This is a genomic window from Lactobacillus sp. W8172 (genome assembly GCF_016102055.1).
Classification (GTDB): domain Bacteria; phylum Bacillota; class Bacilli; order Lactobacillales; family Lactobacillaceae; genus Lactobacillus; species Lactobacillus apis_A.
In genome coordinates this window covers 69,662-85,805 of sequence record NZ_JACFPG010000001.1, presented here as the reverse complement: position 1 = coordinate 85,805, position 16,144 = coordinate 69,662, and the positions used below count along the sequence as shown (strand labels likewise).

Genomic DNA, 16,144 nt, shown 5'->3' with positions numbered 1-16,144 from the left:
TTTTACCAGTAATTATTATCTTTTTTCTATTTTTTATAGAGTTTAAAGTAATCTTGAACCATTGCTTTAGTCATTTGCAGTGTGTAAGAGCCTTCCAAATCAGGGTCTAAACCTGGGAAAACAACGGCAGTCGCAATCTTTGCATTGTCCGATGGTGCATATCCTACAAACGTTGCATTGACTAACTCTGGTGGATTCTTTTGATTAGGGTTATCTGGATCATAATAAAAGGTTTGCGCTGTTCCAGATTTACCGGAAATTGACGGTTTAACATTCTTTATCTTATGCGCAGTACCCCATGAGTTAGTACCGTGTACAACACGCCAAAATCCTTGCCGAACTACATCCAGTTCACTTGGTGTCCATGGAATTTTTAGTTGAACATTAGGTTTTTTGTCATAATCAATATAAACCTTTTTACCATTTCTGGAAGTTCGACCAATTGACTGGACGATATATGGTTGCATTCGATAGCCGCCATTAGCTATTGTTGAAACGTATTGCACCATTTGAATTGGTGTATATGCATCATAGTTGCCGTAAGATAAGTCTAGAACTGACCCTGATAAAATCTGCCCGTGTTCATTAAAGGACTTACCTTGAATACCTGAAATTTCGCCTGGTAAATCAACACCAGTTTTCTGCCCTAAGCCAAACATATTAAAATTATGTCTGATTGTATCAAAGGCAGTATTAGGCATACTAATAAATTCTTTAGGAACATACTTAGCGTTAACCCATTTCATTGCCAAACGCATCATGTAAATGTTACTAGAAACTTCCAGTGCTGTTGAGGCATCCAATGAGCCAAACGTTCCCACTGGATATACTGATTTCTTAATCGGTGTTCCGGGTAGATAAACTGGAACATCGGGCATCACGTTGTCTGTTGGCGTAATAATCTTGTTAATTAGGCCACCACTAACCATTGCTCCCTTAACGGCAGATCCCATAACGAAGGCTTGATTGATGACGCCTAAGGCATTATTAGTTGTTTTATTTTTCTTTGGATCTCGACTAATTCCAGCAACTGCTAGAAGTGCACCCGTTTTAGGATTCATTGCAACGGCATAGGCACCGTTTGAATAATGAGCAGCTCCAGATGCAATCGCGGAAGAATAAATCTGTTCAAGTGATTTCTGTACTTCTTTTTGATAGCGTGCATCAATCGTTAAAACCAAACTTGCTCCAGCTTGACCAGAATAAACTGATTTAGTCTGCTCAATATTACCGGAACTTGTCGTTGAAACTTTACTGGTTGATTTTGTTCCTTTTAACAGTGGCTCATATTCTTCTTCTAAATATGAAGTACCAACCCGATCATTTCTTGAATAACCGTTGGTCAAATAGTATTGCAAGTTATCACTCGGCAAACCAGCCTTCTGGGTGGAAACCGAGCCAATAATACTTTGAATAGAAGAACCATTAGGATATGATCTTTGCCAGTCAGTTCCAATTCCAACTCCTGGCAATTCAGATAAGTGCTCACCTACTTCAGCAATTTCCTTATCGGTTAAACCATCATTTTTAACGTAAATGGTTGACAGTGTATACGCACCGGAAATTTTGTTATAAATTAACGCTGCTGTTTCCTGCCGTTTAGATAGTTTTAAATGCTTTGCTTGAACCTGTTGTTGAATACTTTTATTAATTTTTTCATCATCTTCGGTAGCACGGATAGATTTAGGAACTCTAGCAGCTTCTCGCTTACTATTCTCCTTATTACCCAAATAGTAATCAATGATTTGTTGTTCAGTTGGCTTCTCGTTCTTAATCAAAATATAATTGCTGAGCTTATTAGAAATTGAGTAGACATCATCAATAGTCGTTGAAACGCTCTTAGTATAAGTAATCGCATTTTTGGCGGTGTTACCAACTAAAACTCGTCCCTTATTATCATACATCACACCACGCGGAACCTGGCTAGAGACAACGGCTGAATTTGATTTTTGTACTTCTGCTTTAAACCGTGACCCATAACCGATTTGTAAATAAGCTAATTGACCAATTAATGTAGCAAAAAGCACAAAAATAATGCCCAGAATTAACTTCATTCTGAGTGGTGTTGACGATTCTGTCTTATTTCTATTTGATTTTTGATCCTTTTTAAAAAATTTCACGTAATCCAACCTCACTAAACTAAGGCTATTTTATCAAATGCAGTGTTGTAATTCCATCACTTGCTTGTTGCTTTGACAAAATTTAAAAAGAGAACAGCAAAATAGTAAATTTGTTGAATCACTCTTTTTAAAAAGCAATTATCTACTTCTTTATTTACTGAAACATCTTCTGCATTTAAGCTTTTTGTAATAGAATAGATAGTGAAAAGAGTAATTAATGGAAGGAAGATAAAACTATGACACTTGAATACCAAATTGGTGTCGATGCTGGTGGTACACATACTACCGCAATTGCTTATGATCTAACCGGTAACGAAATTAAACGTAGTGAAGCTGGCCCGGGTCAAGTCAATACAGATTACGACACTGCAATCAAGAACATCACTAGTGCCATTAACCACCTAATTGATGAAATTGATGGTGATTGCCAACGCATTTTGTGCGGTATGGCAGGCCTATCAGTTATTGGACATGCCTCCGAAGTGGCTGCAGAAATTTCTGCTAAAGTTAATAACTTACCAACGCGTGCAGTTACAGACTCATTATTAGCACTTTATAGTGGTCTTGAAGGCGAAGACGGCGGTTTGGTTATTGCAGGGACCGGTTCAGTATTTAACGGTTTACAAAATGGACGAATCATCACTACTGGCGGATACGGTGCCACTTTGGGAGATGAAGGTTCTGGTTATGCAATTGCCTTGACTGCACTTAAGTCTGCTTTATTAAGCTGGGATAAGCGCGAAGATAACAAACTTATTCCAATGTTTAATGACTTATTTAAGACTGATAACATTGTTGATGGAACTGCCAAGTTCTACCAAATGACTAATCCAGAAGTTGCTTCAATGGCTGTTAGCGTTGCAAAATTGGCTGACAGTGGCGATGAAAATGCAACTGCAGTAATTAAAGAACAGGCTGAGCTACTCGCCCGCGATATTATCATTGGTATGGATCGCTACGAGGAACCAAAACCAATGCGCATTGCTCTGACAGGTTCAGTTCTTGCAAACAATGAAATGATGCGGAATTACTTGGAAGCTAAAGTTCATGAGCGCTATCCAAAAGCTGTATTTTCAATCTCTAATGGAGAAAATGCCCGCGGTGTTGTTTTTGACAAGAGTAAAGATTATCGTTACTTTACTAGTCACTAGTAATTTCCCACAAAAAAACCAGTTACATAAAAGTAACTGGTTTTTTATTATAATTATTCTTCAACTTTGTTAATAACAACGTCAAATTTACCACCTGGTGTTGTAATGGTCACTGTTTGACCCTTTTTCTTACCAAGAATGGCTTGAGCAATCGGTGAATCGTTAGAAATTTTACCATTCATTGGATCAGATTCATCACTACCAACAATAGTATATGTTTCTGGATCATCTTCACCAACTTCAGTATAAGTAACAGTCTTTCCGACAGCAACTTCATCTGGGTCACTTGAATTCGCATCAACAACGTGTGCATATTTCAACATTTCTTCAACGACATTGATTCGGTCTTCTAAGTGACTTTGTTCATCCTTAGCGGCATCATATTCTGAGTTTTCAGATAAATCACCGTATGAACGAGCAACTTTGATTCGTTCAATTACTTCAGGACGTTTTACTAATTTTAAATTCTTAAGTTCTGCTTCAAGTTTTTCTTTTCCTTCAGCAGTCATTGGATATGATTTCTCAGGCATGAAATTTTCTACTCCTTAAAGTTAAAATTCTATTTGCACTGGTTTATGATATTGATTTCTACTTCTAAAGTCAACCTTTACCGAATTTCAGCACCAAGTTGCTCCTTCAGTTCTGCATCAATCGCAGCCATCGCTTTGTTAACTACTTCATCAGTCAAGGTGTCTTGTTCATTAAGGAAAGTAAGACGGTAAGCCAGACTCTTCTTATTTTCATCAATATGAGCACCTTGATATACATCAATAACACGTAAATTAACTAAGAACTTGCCACCATTATCGTTGATGACATTTTCAATGGCTTGATTAGAGACACTTTCTTCAACCAAGATTGATAGGTCACGCTCAATTGCAGGGAACTTAGGTGCATTTTTAGAAACAGTCTTAGGACTAATAATCATTGGAACTAAAGTATCAAGATCGATTTCATAGCCGTAAATCTCACTGCCGTTTAATGCCTTGCTTGCTCTGGTTATAGCATGACTAATCATTCCAATCATTCCAACGTATTGACCATCGATATAAATACCAGCTGTTCTTGTTGGATGCATTCCTTCGATTTCTTCTGCTTTATACTCAACTTTACTTAAATTAACACCAATGGCTTTAAACAAGTTGGTTAATTGTCCTTTGACATAGAAGAAGTCGATTTGTTCTTTTTCATGTTGCCAGTTATCAAAATAGACATTCCCAGAATATAGCGTTGCTAAATGCTCGTGCTCATTATATGTGTCGTTTTCAAAATCATATACTCGTCCCTGTTCAAAAAGTGCAAGCTGATTTTGTTTACGTGCCATATTATAACTTGCTGCATCAACTAGTCCAGTCATTAAGTTTTGACGTAAAGTTGAACGACTTGAATTTAATGGCATTTGTACTTGAACTAATTTTTGGGGATTGTGAGTGTATGAAACAGCCTTTTCAGGGGAAGTCAGTGAATATGAAATTGCCTCAATTAGTCCTTGACCTTGAACAATTGCTTTAATTCTCCTAATTGCTTCCTCTGTTTCAGAATAACCCCCATGTGTTTCCGCTAAAACTGGTTGAGTTGATTTAATCTTGTCATAACCATAAAGCCGACCAACTTCCTCAACCAAATCTGCTGGAATAGAAACGTCCCATCTTCTTGCAGGTACATTGACTGTTAGATTATCACCATCAAGTTCGTATTCAAAGTTAAGTCGATCGAAAATATGACCTACTTCATCATTCGAAATTTCTGTTCCCAGCACTTTATTTAAATAAGAAACAGTAGTGTGAATAATGTCAGGTTGACGCTTTTCATCGGTGACAGTAATCACGCCTTCATCAATTGTACCCGAAGCATTGTTACGAAGAAGTAAAGCTGCCATGTCGAGCGCACGTTCAGTAGCATCCCAGTTAACACCTTTTTCATAACGACTTGAAGCTTCAGTTCTATTAGCATGACGTAAAGCTGCTTTACGAATTAGAGTTGGATCAAAAATTGCTGATTCCAAAATAACATCGGTTGTGTCATCCTCAATTTCTGAATTAAGGCCACCCATAACACCGGCCATCATGACAACACGTTCACCATTAGTAATAACGATATCATTTTCATCAAGGTCAATCTCTTTGTCATTTAGAAGAGTTAACTTTTCACCTTGATTTGCTTTTCTTACTACTAACTTGTTAGTTTCAAATGCACGAGCGTCATAAGTGTGCATTGGTTGACCAGTTAAAAGCATGATGTAGTTTGTCACATCAACGACATTATTAATCGGTCTAATACCAGCATTCCAAAGTCTCTTTTGCATCCAAAGAGGGCTATCGGCCACCTTTACACCACTGATTTTACGTAAATTAAATTTTGGTGCGAGCTTAGGGTCAACTTCGGTAGTGAAATTGTCAGTCCAAGATTCACCGTCTGCCTTTAAAGTGACATTTTCAATTTTAACTGGTTCACCAACGATTGCACCTACTTCATAAGCAGCACCTTCCATTGATAATGTATCTGCCCTGTTAGGTGTGATATCAAAATCAAAAATATAGTCATCCATTCCTAAAGGTTCGTAAGCATCCTGACCAGGTTTTACATCAGCATCTTGAGGGAAGACAAAAATACCATCAGCGTATTTTTCTGGAACGAGATTGTCGGCAAAACCAATCTCTTGCAAGCCACAAATCATGCCATTGGATTCGTATCCACGCAATTTACCCTTTTTAATTTTAACGTTATCCGCAATACGCGCACCTGGCAATGCAACTACAACGTCCTCACCTGCAGCAACATTTGGAGCACCACAGACGATTTGGTGGGGTTCTTCGTCACCAACATCAACATGAGTTAGGTTCAAGTGTGTGCCTTCAATTGGCTCACAGTCGATAATGTGACCGATAACAATTTTCTTAAGTCCTTCTTCGGGATGCTTTACTTCAGCAATTTCAACTCCTGTACGGGTGATTTTTTCGCCTAATTGATGTGGCTCTTGAACTAATTTAAGAAAATCTTGTAACCATTGATATGAAACTAACATTATCTTTCCTCCTTGCTGAATTGTTCTAAGAAACGAACATCATTAGTATAGAAGTCACGGATATCATCAATGCCATATTTAAGAATAGCAAAGCGGTCTAATCCTACGCCGAAGGCGAAACCACCATAAACATTAGAATCAACCCCTGCATTTTCCAAAACATTAGGATGAACCATTCCGGCACCTAAAACTTCAATCCAACCGGTATATTTACAAATTGAGCAGCCTTTACCATTGCAGTTAAAACAAGAAACATCCATTTCAACTGATGGTTCAGTAAATGGGAAGTAACTAGGACGTAGGCGTGTCTCGCGGTCTTGACCAAAAACATGCTTAGCCATTAACTCCAATGTGCCTTTTAAATCGCCCATTGTAATATTTTTATCAACTACTAAACCTTCCATTTGCATAAATTGGTGTGAGTGCGTTGCATCATCATCATCACGACGATATACCTTACCAGGCCCGACCATCTTAAGTGGACCTTTTGAAAAGTCATGCTTCTCTAATTCACGGGCTTGATCACCTGAAGTTTGCGAACGAAGCAAATCCTCTGAATCAATATAAAAGGTTTCCTGCATGTCACGTGCTGGATGATCCTTTGGTAAGTTCATCATTTCAAAACAGTAGTGATCAGTTTCAATTTCAGGCCCCTGTGCTACCTTGAAACCCATGCCAATAAAGTACTTTTCTAAGTCATCCAAAATAATATTGATTGGGTGCTTAGAGCCAAGATGCTCCTCACGTCCAGGAAGCGTCACGTCAATTGCTTCCTTTTCCAGTTGTTCCTTAACCAATTTTTCAACAATTTCATTTTTGGCATAATCTAATTTTTGATTAAACAGATCACGCACTTTGTTGACCTTTTGACCAATCTCACGTCTTTTTTCAGGTTCAACATCTTTCATTGAATGCAAAATTTCAGTTAATTCACTTTTACGACCTACTAACTTAACGCGTACATCGTTTAGCTTTTCTTCGGTTTTTGCCTTATCAATTTCTGATAATCCTTGGTCGCGAAGTTCTTGTAGCTTCTCAAACAAATCCATAATTTTTCCTTTCAAACAAAAAAGCTTCATCCCCCAATATCAAGGGACGAAGCTTCGCGGTACCACCCTGGTTTAGACTTCACAAAGGTAGTCTACACTCAAGTCTTCGATAACGGTGAATACCGGAATTGATTAAATCCTACTAGTAAGATGAAATTCACAGCTCTATTTAGACTTTTCTTTCAGCTAATAAAAAAGTCTCTCTGCAATAAACGAATACTGCTACTAGTCTTACTCCATGTAATTAACTATTAGAATAATTCTTTTTGCTAAAACATGCAAGCAATTATTAAAAATTAGACCCACTTGTCGGCCCAATCATGTATTTTGTCTAAAGCTGGCTTTAAATCTGCACCCTTTCTCGTTAAACCATAAGAAATAATCTTAGTATCACTATCAACTGAACGTTTAACAATTCCTTCTTTTTCTAGTTCTTTTAAACGTTCAACCAAAACACGATCAGAACAAGCTCTGACACAACGTGTTAAGTCTTTAAAGCGCATGTAATTTCCGGCACAGAGGGAACTAATTATTAAGCCATTCCACTTTTTACCAATTATTTGAAATGCATTTATATAGTGCTGGCACATCTCGTTGTCTGTGCCAATATAGTCAGTACCTTCCTTGTTTTTACTACTTGAAGCCATCCTACTTTCCTCCTACAGCAAAGCAATGTCATGAATTTATTATAAAAAAAACACTTACTAGAAACAAGTACCAGACCTAGGCAAAATAATAAATCATAATTCCAGCCGCAACTGCAGCATTAAGTGATTCTGCTTGACCTTTAATCGGAATATAGAGCTTTTCATCACAAATATTAGCAACTTCTTCGCTTACACCGTGTGCTTCATTCCCAATTACCAGCCCCAATTGAGCAACATGCTCAAATTCTGGTAATTGCTTCGCATTTTTGTCTAATAAGCTAGCGTAGACAGGGATAGAATTTAACTTCAATTCATTAATTACTTCGGATAGTGGTTTAACTATTAAATTAAGGTGAAACTGGCTACCCTGCATTGCACGCTGCGTTTTAGGATTATATAGGTCAGCACTTTTAGGTGACAAAATAACACCATCAAAGCCGGCAGCGTCGGCAGTTCTGATAATTGTACCCACATTGCCAGGATCAGAAAGATTATCAAGCAATACCCACTTACCAAAGTTAAATGAATAGTTCTTCGGCTGAGTCATCTTAAGAACCATAAAAATACTTTGTGAATTTTTAGTGCTAGTTAAATTTCGTGTAATTGCTGTATTTATCAAAAAAACGTTTTTGGCACTTAATTCTACATTTAATTCCTCTTCTGCGCGTTCCAAAGCATCTTCTGTTCCTAGTAAATAAACATAACTTAGCTTTGCTTTAAGTGCTTCTTCTATTAAGTGAAAACCTTCTATCATGTAAGTACCGGTTTGCTCACGATACTTTTTTTGCTTTAGTTTAGCTAAACTTTTAATAAGTTGATTATTTACCGAAGTAATTTGTTCCATTTATTTGTCCTCTTTTTATTTAGATTTAGTACCTGACAATTGTAATATTCGATGAAGAAAATGGTAAAATCAAGATGATATGCTTTTAGAAAGGAAAATCATTATGGGCTTATTTAATCATCACAACCACAATAGTGAAAAAACGACTGACTCACCAGTTGAAACGTGGCAGTTAACTGCCTCTGGTATTGTCCAAGGTGTTGGCTTTCGCTGGAGTGTTATGAACCTTGCCAAGCAGATGAATATTGCTGGTAACGTATGTAATAATAGCGACAGCACAGTCACCATTACTTTACAGACTAACCTTGATTGCGTCAATCAATTTATCAAGGAACTGCCTCGTAATGTTTCACCTTCTGCACGTATTTCTACAATAAAAAAAGAAAAACTGACAGATGTAGCCAAACTCCATGGTTTTCATGTATTATATTAGGTGTTGACTTTTTAAAAAACTAACTTGGTGAATTTAATGAAAAAATTTCGTAAATATATTGGATTAATTGCTCTTTGTTTTGCGGTCATGCTAACTGTTACAGCATGTGCCCAAAATGGTAATGCTGCTACTAAGCCCCCTACAGGCTTTTTCTATGGCAATATTTATCGCTTTATTGGGAAGCCACTTCAAAATATCATGTTGTCGTTTTCGCACATGATTGGTGGAGCAAATGGCGCAGGTTGGGCAATCATTTTAATGACGTTAGTTGTTAGAATAGTTCTTCTGCCTTTAATGCTAAGCCAACAAAAGAAATCAACTACACAACAGGAAAAAATGACGCGAGTTCAGCCTCAAATGCTGTTAATCCAGGACGCAATGAAGCGTAAAGATTTAACTCAAGACCAACAAATGACTTTGGCAGGCTGGCAAAGAGAACTTTATTCGCAAAACAACATTTCCTTAACAGGCGGTATGGGTTGCTTGCCTTTGATTATTCAGTTTCCAATCATGATTGGAATTTATCAAGCCGTAATGTATTCCAAACCACTGGCAAACTCGTTTTTCTTTGGTATCTCACTTAGTGAACGATCCATTTCGGTTACCATCATTGCAACACTGTTTGCTTTCATACAAGGATACCTGTCAATTATCGGTGTCCCTAAAGAGCAAAAGAAACAAATGCAATCAATGATGTTGATGAACCCAATCATGACTTTGTTTATTTCTTTATCCGTTTCTGGTTCAGTTGCTCTATACTGGGCTGCTGGAAACTTCTTCTCGGTCATTCAGCAACTAATCGTTACTTTTATCATCATGCCAAAAGTTAAAAAAGACGTTGATGAACACCTTAAGAACGAACCAATAAAGGCGATTGTAACGAAAGAAAAAATTGATGAATTACTAAATCAAAAAACTTCAGGTTCAGCTGTCTCTGAAAAAGAAAAGGAATTGCACGAAAACTTGCGCAACCGTAATAAAGGTAAACAACAAAAGCATCATAAATAATGATCACTTAAGATTTTTACTAAATAATATAGAACTCCTAAAAGGCTAATTCCAGTACATAGAATTAGCCTTTTTACTTACCTAAATTTAGCTAAAACAAAAACAGCAAAAGCTTTTCTTTTGCTGTTTCATATATTCCTCTATTACTCTGCTTCTTTTTGACTTTGAGCACGTTCACGCAAAGTTTGTGCCTGCTTCTTTGTGAGGGCTGGGAACTCAATAATGAACTGACTACCCTGACCTTCGACTGATTCAACACTAATTTTACCATGATAGCTGTTAACCAGTTTTTGTGCAATCGACAGACCTAAACCATTACCACCCTTTTCACGTGTTCTCGCTTTATCAACACGGTAGAAACGGTTAAAAATCTTGCTTTGATCTTCTTTAGAGATACCTTCACCAAAGTCTTGCACGATAATGTGTACGTCATTTTGGGCCAGACCAGCAGAAATATTAATTTCTTTTCGCGTAGTTGAATACTTTATTCCATTATCAACCAAAATGACAAGTAGCTGCTCCAAGTGTCCCTGGTAAATTTGAATTTCAGTATCCTGCGGTAAATCATCCATTTCCAAACCGATTGAAAAGTCCTGATGGACCATTCCCATATCTCCAGCGACACGCTTCAAAACATCCGCAACGATTGTTACGGCATTTGGATACTGCACATTGATTTGTTCCGCACGGGTTAAGTCGAGCATTTCTTGAATTAGATGTTGCATTCTCTTAGCTTCTTGTAATGAAGCATTGATTGACTCCTCCAGAATTTCTGGATCATCTTTGCCCCACCGTTCTAACAAGTTCAAATGCCCTTCGATTACCGCAACTGGTGTACGCAGCTCGTGTGAAACGTCACCAACGAATTCTTTTTGTTGATCAATGTAGCGCTGCATTCGATCAAGCATTTGATTCAGAGAAACTGCAAGTTCTTGCAGCTCATCATTTCGGTGAAAACTTCTTATTCGAGCAGTACTATTTGGATCTGCATTAACTTCACGGGCAACTTTAGACATTTCTTTGATTGGCCGAACAACGCCGCGCACAATCATGTACGAGATCAAAATAAAGACCACAATTGCAATAGCGGAAATCCGTACCATCCATTTAAGTAGATCGTGCATCAATTCATTGTAGTAAGACATCTTGTTGGCAACAACAATGTAGCCTGTGAGTTTGCCACTATGTGCTGCTCTAACTTTCTGATAGGTAATAATTTGTCGCCGATGGCCCTTAACATAGACGCTCTCCATCGAATAATCACCCTTAATATGCTTAAACTTAGGGATTGGTCCACCGTTATCAAAAACGTCTTCTTTTTCCAAGTTATAAACAACAACACTCAAATCAGGATTCGTTAGTGATGAAAGGAGGTCATCATTAAATGCACTTCCAGGATGGTCATCATTAGTAATAGGCGGATTGCCTTCTAAAACATTTCTGGTTGATGGCGTTAGAGCAGGAACTACATTGGAAATCTGTAATTCATGTGGGATTCTATTTAAGCTCTCATTTAGCTTAACAACCATTTCAGTCGAAGTTTTTTTCTGCTGCACCAACGATTGCTGTCCAACAACAGAGTAAATAACAACTGAAAATACAATAAAAGAGACCATGATCGTTAAAGCAACGATACTGACCCAGCGTACAATTAACGATGAGTGCTTAGTCTCTTTTTTACCTTTGACTTTACTTCTTTTCATCATCTTCATCTCTTACCATATATCCGGTACCACGAACAGTCTTGATATATGATTGTTGACCTGGGATGTCAATCTTATTACGCAAGTAACGAACATAAACTTCAACAACATTAGTTTCAATGTTTGAACCTGGTCCCCAAATCTTAGAAAGTAGTTGGTCACGGCTAACAACGTTGTTCTTGTTCTTAATTAAAGTCATCAAGAGGTTGTATTCACGTTTGGTTAGGTCAACTGCTTTACCATCCCCGCGACGAACAATTCTATTTGCAGTTTCAATTGTTAAGTCCTTAAACTTAACTACCTTCTTTTCAACTGTATCATCTGACGCATCTTTTTCAATCTTGACACGACGTAAAACGGCACGTAGACGAGCTAACAATTCTTCAATGGCAAAAGGTTTAACAATGTAATCATCTGCACCATGATCTAAACCAGAAACACGATCAATTACAGAATCACGTGCAGTCATCATAATTATCGGTGTACTCTTAACTTGACGAACACGACGAGCAATTTCAAGACCATTTAAGTCAGGCAACATTAGGTCGAGTAAAATAGCATCAAAGTCTTCTTTCAAAGCCAAATCCAATGCTTTACGACCGTTGCTCTCAACAACAGTATCATATTTTTCATGTTTTAATTCTAGCTCCACAAAGCGAGCTAAGTTCTTTTCATCTTCAACAATTAAAATTTTTGCCATTTTTATCATCCTTTATATTAACTATCAAATGCTAAATCAAGTTAAAACCTTTTAATTAAGATAAGCATACTTTAAAAGAGGTTTTAAAACAAGATTAAAAAACCGAGTTAAGACTAACTCAAAGTTTTTGCATTACTTATTTTTATTTTTGCTTATTATTTTTATCATGTTCATCCTGCTCAAGCAAGGATTTAAGCCTGGCAAATGCGGGATTAACTTGATTTTTCTTTCCTTGGTCATGATCACTTTTTGAAATAACAGACCAGCCATTGCCTTGAGGATAGATATCTTCTTTTTCTTCTTCAGGTGTCAAAATTGTGATTGGAATATTAAGAATAATATTATCTTCGACTGCAGTCTGCAAATCGATTAAGTCATCTTCAACCTTAACGATTGGAATTTCACTTTCATCAATCTTTTCCTTCGGTACTTCTTCATCAGTATAGTTTTCCGTAAACCGAAAGTCCTGTTGGTAATCGACAGGTTCTAAACTTCGACTCGACGGAACAACCAAGGAAGCCTTAACATGAAAATCGCCAGTTACATATGGTTCATTGTAAAAAAGTGAACCAGTTAACTTCACCTTTTTTACTTGATCAACTAAGTTTTTGCTCCGGTCAAAAAATTCTGGCCTCATTTGAACTTCCTGATCAATCTTCGTCAAAACTTCATTACTATTTTTGATTTGTGAAAAGTTAATTGATAGCATTCTAAACCTCCAACGGACGACGGCCAAAATTTTGATCCTTCTGCATTATTTGTTCAAATAAACGATCAACGCGAACCTGTAAGCCCAATGAACCATGCTTAGCATTGTTCTGATCAACCTTTGAAATAATATTGGCAGAAGTATCTTTTCTAATTTGCTTCAAATAATTGCGCCCAAGCTTACTATAACCCAATAGTAACAACGACTCATGGTTAAAGCTTTCAATCATATCGTCTTGACTTACATTCAGTAAAGTATACAAGCATAATCTTCTCAAACGCGCATAGGTATACCGTTTCGACTTGATTCTACGTAAAAACTCAGTAAAGTCATGGGCCAAGTGAATCTCTTGTTTCATTTTATATTCAAGGCCTTCACTCATTTGATATATTTGACGTAGTTCTTCTACACTAGTAGATTCAAGTCGATACTTTAAAAATGGGAACAATATATTCCAGTTTGGATACTCGCTTTGGGCATCAAGCATTTGAACTTCTTTTTTGGGCAGCCATTGCTCTAATTCCGAATCTATTTTGTTATGCAAAATAATATTGCGAATTGCACTCGCACTTTGAACTACACCATTATTTTGTAACAAATCATCATGCCCAGCACCAATTCGATTAACTGGATGTAGTGCTAAAGGTGTACCTAAATTGTGATTTGCAACAGCATAGGCCAACGCCAAAATTGCATTAGGCTCATTAACTTCATGCCCAACTTCACGTGCAACCATTTGATTATACTGTGTTGAATATGTCTGACTATAATCATTAAAGTCCATATGACTTTGTGGAATTTCTGCAATTTTGCTTCCTAAGTAAGCAAAATTTTGGGTTGCATCTTCAACGCCAAAAACTAAGTCAGTAACACCAACTTTAACTAATTGGTCGATGCTTCCAAGCGAAAAGAGGTCTGCTGGTTGAACCGCAGTTGAAAATGGTAGTTCAAATACTAAATCCGCACCACTTTCAAGTGCAGCCCTAGCACGCGACCACTTATCCATAATTGCCATTTCGCCCCTTTGAACATAGTTACCTGACATAACAATCACGATTGGATCTTTGTCTCCTGCCAGATAGCGAGCCTGATTCATCAAAAACTCGTGTCCACTATGAAAGGGATTGTATTCAGCAATGATCCCAACAACACTCATTAGCAGCTAATCTTCCTCTAACTCTAATTTTTTACCGTCTGCCCATAGTTTTTCGACATTATAAAAGTCTCGGGCTTCTTCAGTAAAGACATTGACGACTACATCACCTAAATCTAAAAGCAGCCAATTTGATTCGCTACTTCCTTCAACTCGATAATCATAGAAGTCAGCCTTATGTGCCTCATCAATAATTGTATTAGCAATTGCGTGCAACTGCCTATTAGAACCCGCACTGGTAACAACGTAATAATCAGCTAAAATACTGTATCCTTGCATGTCATATGCAGCAGTATCCTCACCATGGCGGTCGCTGATCGCTTTTAATGTAAAAGCTAAAATTTCTTTACTAGTCAATTTTTCTCCTTATTGCTTATTGATACTCCACACATTGTATGCTTCTAAAGTGCGTGGATAAATTTTACTTCTGTTATGGACTAAATATTCAAGCGTATGTGCAAGCTGATAACCTACACCTTCATTTAAGTTGGCATAGGTAACGTTACGTGCTTGCTCAACCCCTGCAAAATCCCGTCCAGGCTCAATATAATCAGCCATATAAACAATCTTATCTAAGGTGGTCATTTCTGTATCTGCAGTTGTATGACGTCGAACAGCGGTTAATATTTCCGCATCAGTAATTTTTAAATCACGTTCAATAAAGTAAGTACCAACTATTCCATGCCAGATTGCAGGACCCCAATTAAGCAAATCCTGATCAAATCCCTGGGTTTTAATTGCTTGTTGAAACTCTTCTACTGGCACTTGCTTGGCATAATCGTGGATAAAACCAGCAAGTGCGGCTTTATCCTCATCATAACCATTTAGTTTAGCAAGCTTACGAGCCGTCTCACTCACTCCTACACAGTGGGTAAAACGCTTTTGATCCATATTGCTTCTTTCTTTAGCAACTATTTCAGCGCTAGATAGCGGTGAGTACGTTTCATTAAAAAATAAATCACTCATGATATAGTTCCTTTTTATGTATATAGTTTCTCACTGTGTCAGGTACAAGATACCTGATTGAGCCACCCATTGCAATAGTTTGACGTATTGAGGTCGAACTGACATCTAAGCTTGGCACATCGACCCAGATCATTGGCAATTCTGCTTTAGTGGGATAGCCCGCGCGTTTAATTCCAACCAAGGTTGCCATTTGCGCAATTTTAGTCGGTTCTTTCCATTCGTTGAAATTATTTACCTGATCACTGCCCATAATCAAGTAGTAATGATTTTCAGGTTGAGTTTCATGTAGGTATCGCAATGTATCGACTGTATATGAAACTCCACCTCGATAGAGTTCAAATAACTTCACCTGAAAATGAGGATTGTCCTGAGTTGCTAATTCTAACATATTAGCACGATCTTGCGGTGAAACAGTTGGGGAATCCTTCAAAGGCGGAATATTAGTTGGAATAAACCAAACTTCATCGAGATGAAGCTTATTATATACCTGTTCACCTACTATTAAATGAGCCGAGTGAACGGGATTAAATGTTCCACCTAAAATTCCAATTTGTTTACCCTTCTTAGGCTCTATTTTTTCTTCTTTAATTTCAACTGACGGAATTTTTCCTAAATCCTTAGCAATAGCGATCATTT

General features: G+C 37.4%; 16 protein-coding genes and 1 other annotated feature. Of the genes, 3 read left to right on the top strand and 13 right to left on the bottom strand.

All coding sequences use genetic code 11. From position 1 onward, the window contains the following. Positions 1-26 precede the first annotated feature (26 nt). Positions 27-2,054: a penicillin-binding protein 2 gene (locus H3R21_RS00415; RefSeq protein WP_222710185.1), complete on the bottom strand. Its 2,028-nt coding sequence runs from the start codon at positions 2,052-2,054 to the stop codon at positions 27-29. 302 nt (positions 2,055-2,356) lie between these two features. Between H3R21_RS00415 and H3R21_RS00410 the strand changes: the two genes are divergently transcribed. After that, positions 2,357-3,271: an N-acetylglucosamine kinase gene (locus H3R21_RS00410; protein ID WP_046307233.1), complete on the top strand. Its 915-nt coding sequence runs from the start codon at positions 2,357-2,359 to the stop codon at positions 3,269-3,271. 53 nt (positions 3,272-3,324) lie between these two features. Here the strand turns inward: H3R21_RS00410 and greA are convergent, their stop codons facing one another. From greA to H3R21_RS00385, 5 genes are all read right to left on the bottom strand, one after another. Continuing rightward, positions 3,325-3,801, bottom strand: coding sequence for a transcription elongation factor GreA (greA, locus tag H3R21_RS00405; protein WP_046307234.1), 477 nt, complete (start codon positions 3,799-3,801; stop codon positions 3,325-3,327). 77 nt (positions 3,802-3,878) lie between these two features. Beyond that, positions 3,879-6,296, bottom strand: a complete 2,418-nt coding sequence (pheT, locus tag H3R21_RS00400) for a phenylalanine--tRNA ligase subunit beta (RefSeq protein WP_198182318.1) — start codon at positions 6,294-6,296, stop codon at positions 3,879-3,881. Beyond that, positions 6,296-7,345: a phenylalanine--tRNA ligase subunit alpha gene (pheS, locus tag H3R21_RS00395; protein WP_198182317.1), complete on the bottom strand. Its 1,050-nt coding sequence runs from the start codon at positions 7,343-7,345 to the stop codon at positions 6,296-6,298. Before pheS ends, pheT begins: the two co-directional genes overlap by 1 nt. 39 nt (positions 7,346-7,384) lie before the next feature. Continuing rightward, positions 7,385-7,593 (bottom strand) — a binding site (T-box leader). Between the two features lie 48 nt (positions 7,594-7,641). After that, positions 7,642-7,992 carry a helix-turn-helix domain-containing protein gene (locus H3R21_RS00390; protein ID WP_109715635.1) on the bottom strand — a complete coding sequence of 117 codons (351 nt, stop codon included), beginning with the start codon at positions 7,990-7,992 and terminating at the stop codon, positions 7,642-7,644. Between the two features lie 76 nt (positions 7,993-8,068). Further along, a complete protein-coding gene (locus H3R21_RS00385; protein WP_198182316.1) occupies positions 8,069-8,836 on the bottom strand; it encodes an RNA methyltransferase in 768 nt (255 codons plus the stop codon). Between the two features lie 103 nt (positions 8,837-8,939). Here H3R21_RS00385 and H3R21_RS00380 point away from each other — a divergent pair, with 103 nt between their 5' ends. Together H3R21_RS00380 and yidC are read left to right on the top strand one after the other, a co-directional pair. Next, the gene (locus H3R21_RS00380) at positions 8,940-9,269 is read left to right on the top strand and encodes an acylphosphatase (RefSeq protein ID WP_046307244.1); all 330 of its coding nucleotides are present in this window, start codon (positions 8,940-8,942) and stop codon (positions 9,267-9,269) included. A gap of 36 nt (positions 9,270-9,305) precedes the next feature. After that, a complete protein-coding gene (gene yidC, locus H3R21_RS00375) occupies positions 9,306-10,277 on the top strand; it encodes a membrane protein insertase YidC (RefSeq protein ID WP_198182315.1) in 972 nt (323 codons plus the stop codon). A 143-nt stretch (positions 10,278-10,420) separates the two neighbouring features. Here yidC and H3R21_RS00370 read toward each other — a convergent pair whose 3' ends face one another. From H3R21_RS00370 to H3R21_RS00340, 7 genes are all read right to left on the bottom strand, one after another. Continuing rightward, entirely contained in the window at positions 10,421-11,989 is a 1,569-nt protein-coding gene (locus H3R21_RS00370; protein ID WP_082089552.1) for a HAMP domain-containing histidine kinase, read from the bottom strand. Next, a complete protein-coding gene (locus H3R21_RS00365; protein WP_046307250.1) occupies positions 11,967-12,680 on the bottom strand; it encodes a response regulator transcription factor in 714 nt (237 codons plus the stop codon). The genes H3R21_RS00370 and H3R21_RS00365 overlap by 23 nt, the downstream gene beginning before the upstream one ends. Before the next feature lie 142 nt (positions 12,681-12,822). Beyond that, on the bottom strand, positions 12,823-13,389 hold the full coding sequence (locus H3R21_RS00360) for a DUF177 domain-containing protein (RefSeq protein WP_198182314.1): 567 nt from the start codon (positions 13,387-13,389) through the stop codon (positions 12,823-12,825). Position 13,390: 1 nt separating this feature from the next. Then, positions 13,391-14,545 carry a nucleotidyltransferase gene (locus H3R21_RS00355; RefSeq protein ID WP_074425068.1) on the bottom strand — a complete coding sequence of 385 codons (1,155 nt, stop codon included), beginning with the start codon at positions 14,543-14,545 and terminating at the stop codon, positions 13,391-13,393. A 6-nt stretch (positions 14,546-14,551) separates the two neighbouring features. Continuing rightward, a complete protein-coding gene (gene rsfS, locus H3R21_RS00350) occupies positions 14,552-14,899 on the bottom strand; it encodes a ribosome silencing factor (protein WP_046307255.1) in 348 nt (115 codons plus the stop codon). Between the two features lie 9 nt (positions 14,900-14,908). Further along, positions 14,909-15,508, bottom strand: a complete 600-nt coding sequence (gene yqeK / locus H3R21_RS00345; protein ID WP_198182313.1) for a bis(5'-nucleosyl)-tetraphosphatase (symmetrical) YqeK — start codon at positions 15,506-15,508, stop codon at positions 14,909-14,911. Beyond that, the gene (locus H3R21_RS00340) at positions 15,501-16,142 is read right to left on the bottom strand and encodes a nicotinate-nucleotide adenylyltransferase (RefSeq protein ID WP_198182312.1); all 642 of its coding nucleotides are present in this window, start codon (positions 16,140-16,142) and stop codon (positions 15,501-15,503) included. Before H3R21_RS00340 ends, yqeK begins: the two co-directional genes overlap by 8 nt. Between the last annotated feature and the right edge of the window lie 2 nt (positions 16,143-16,144).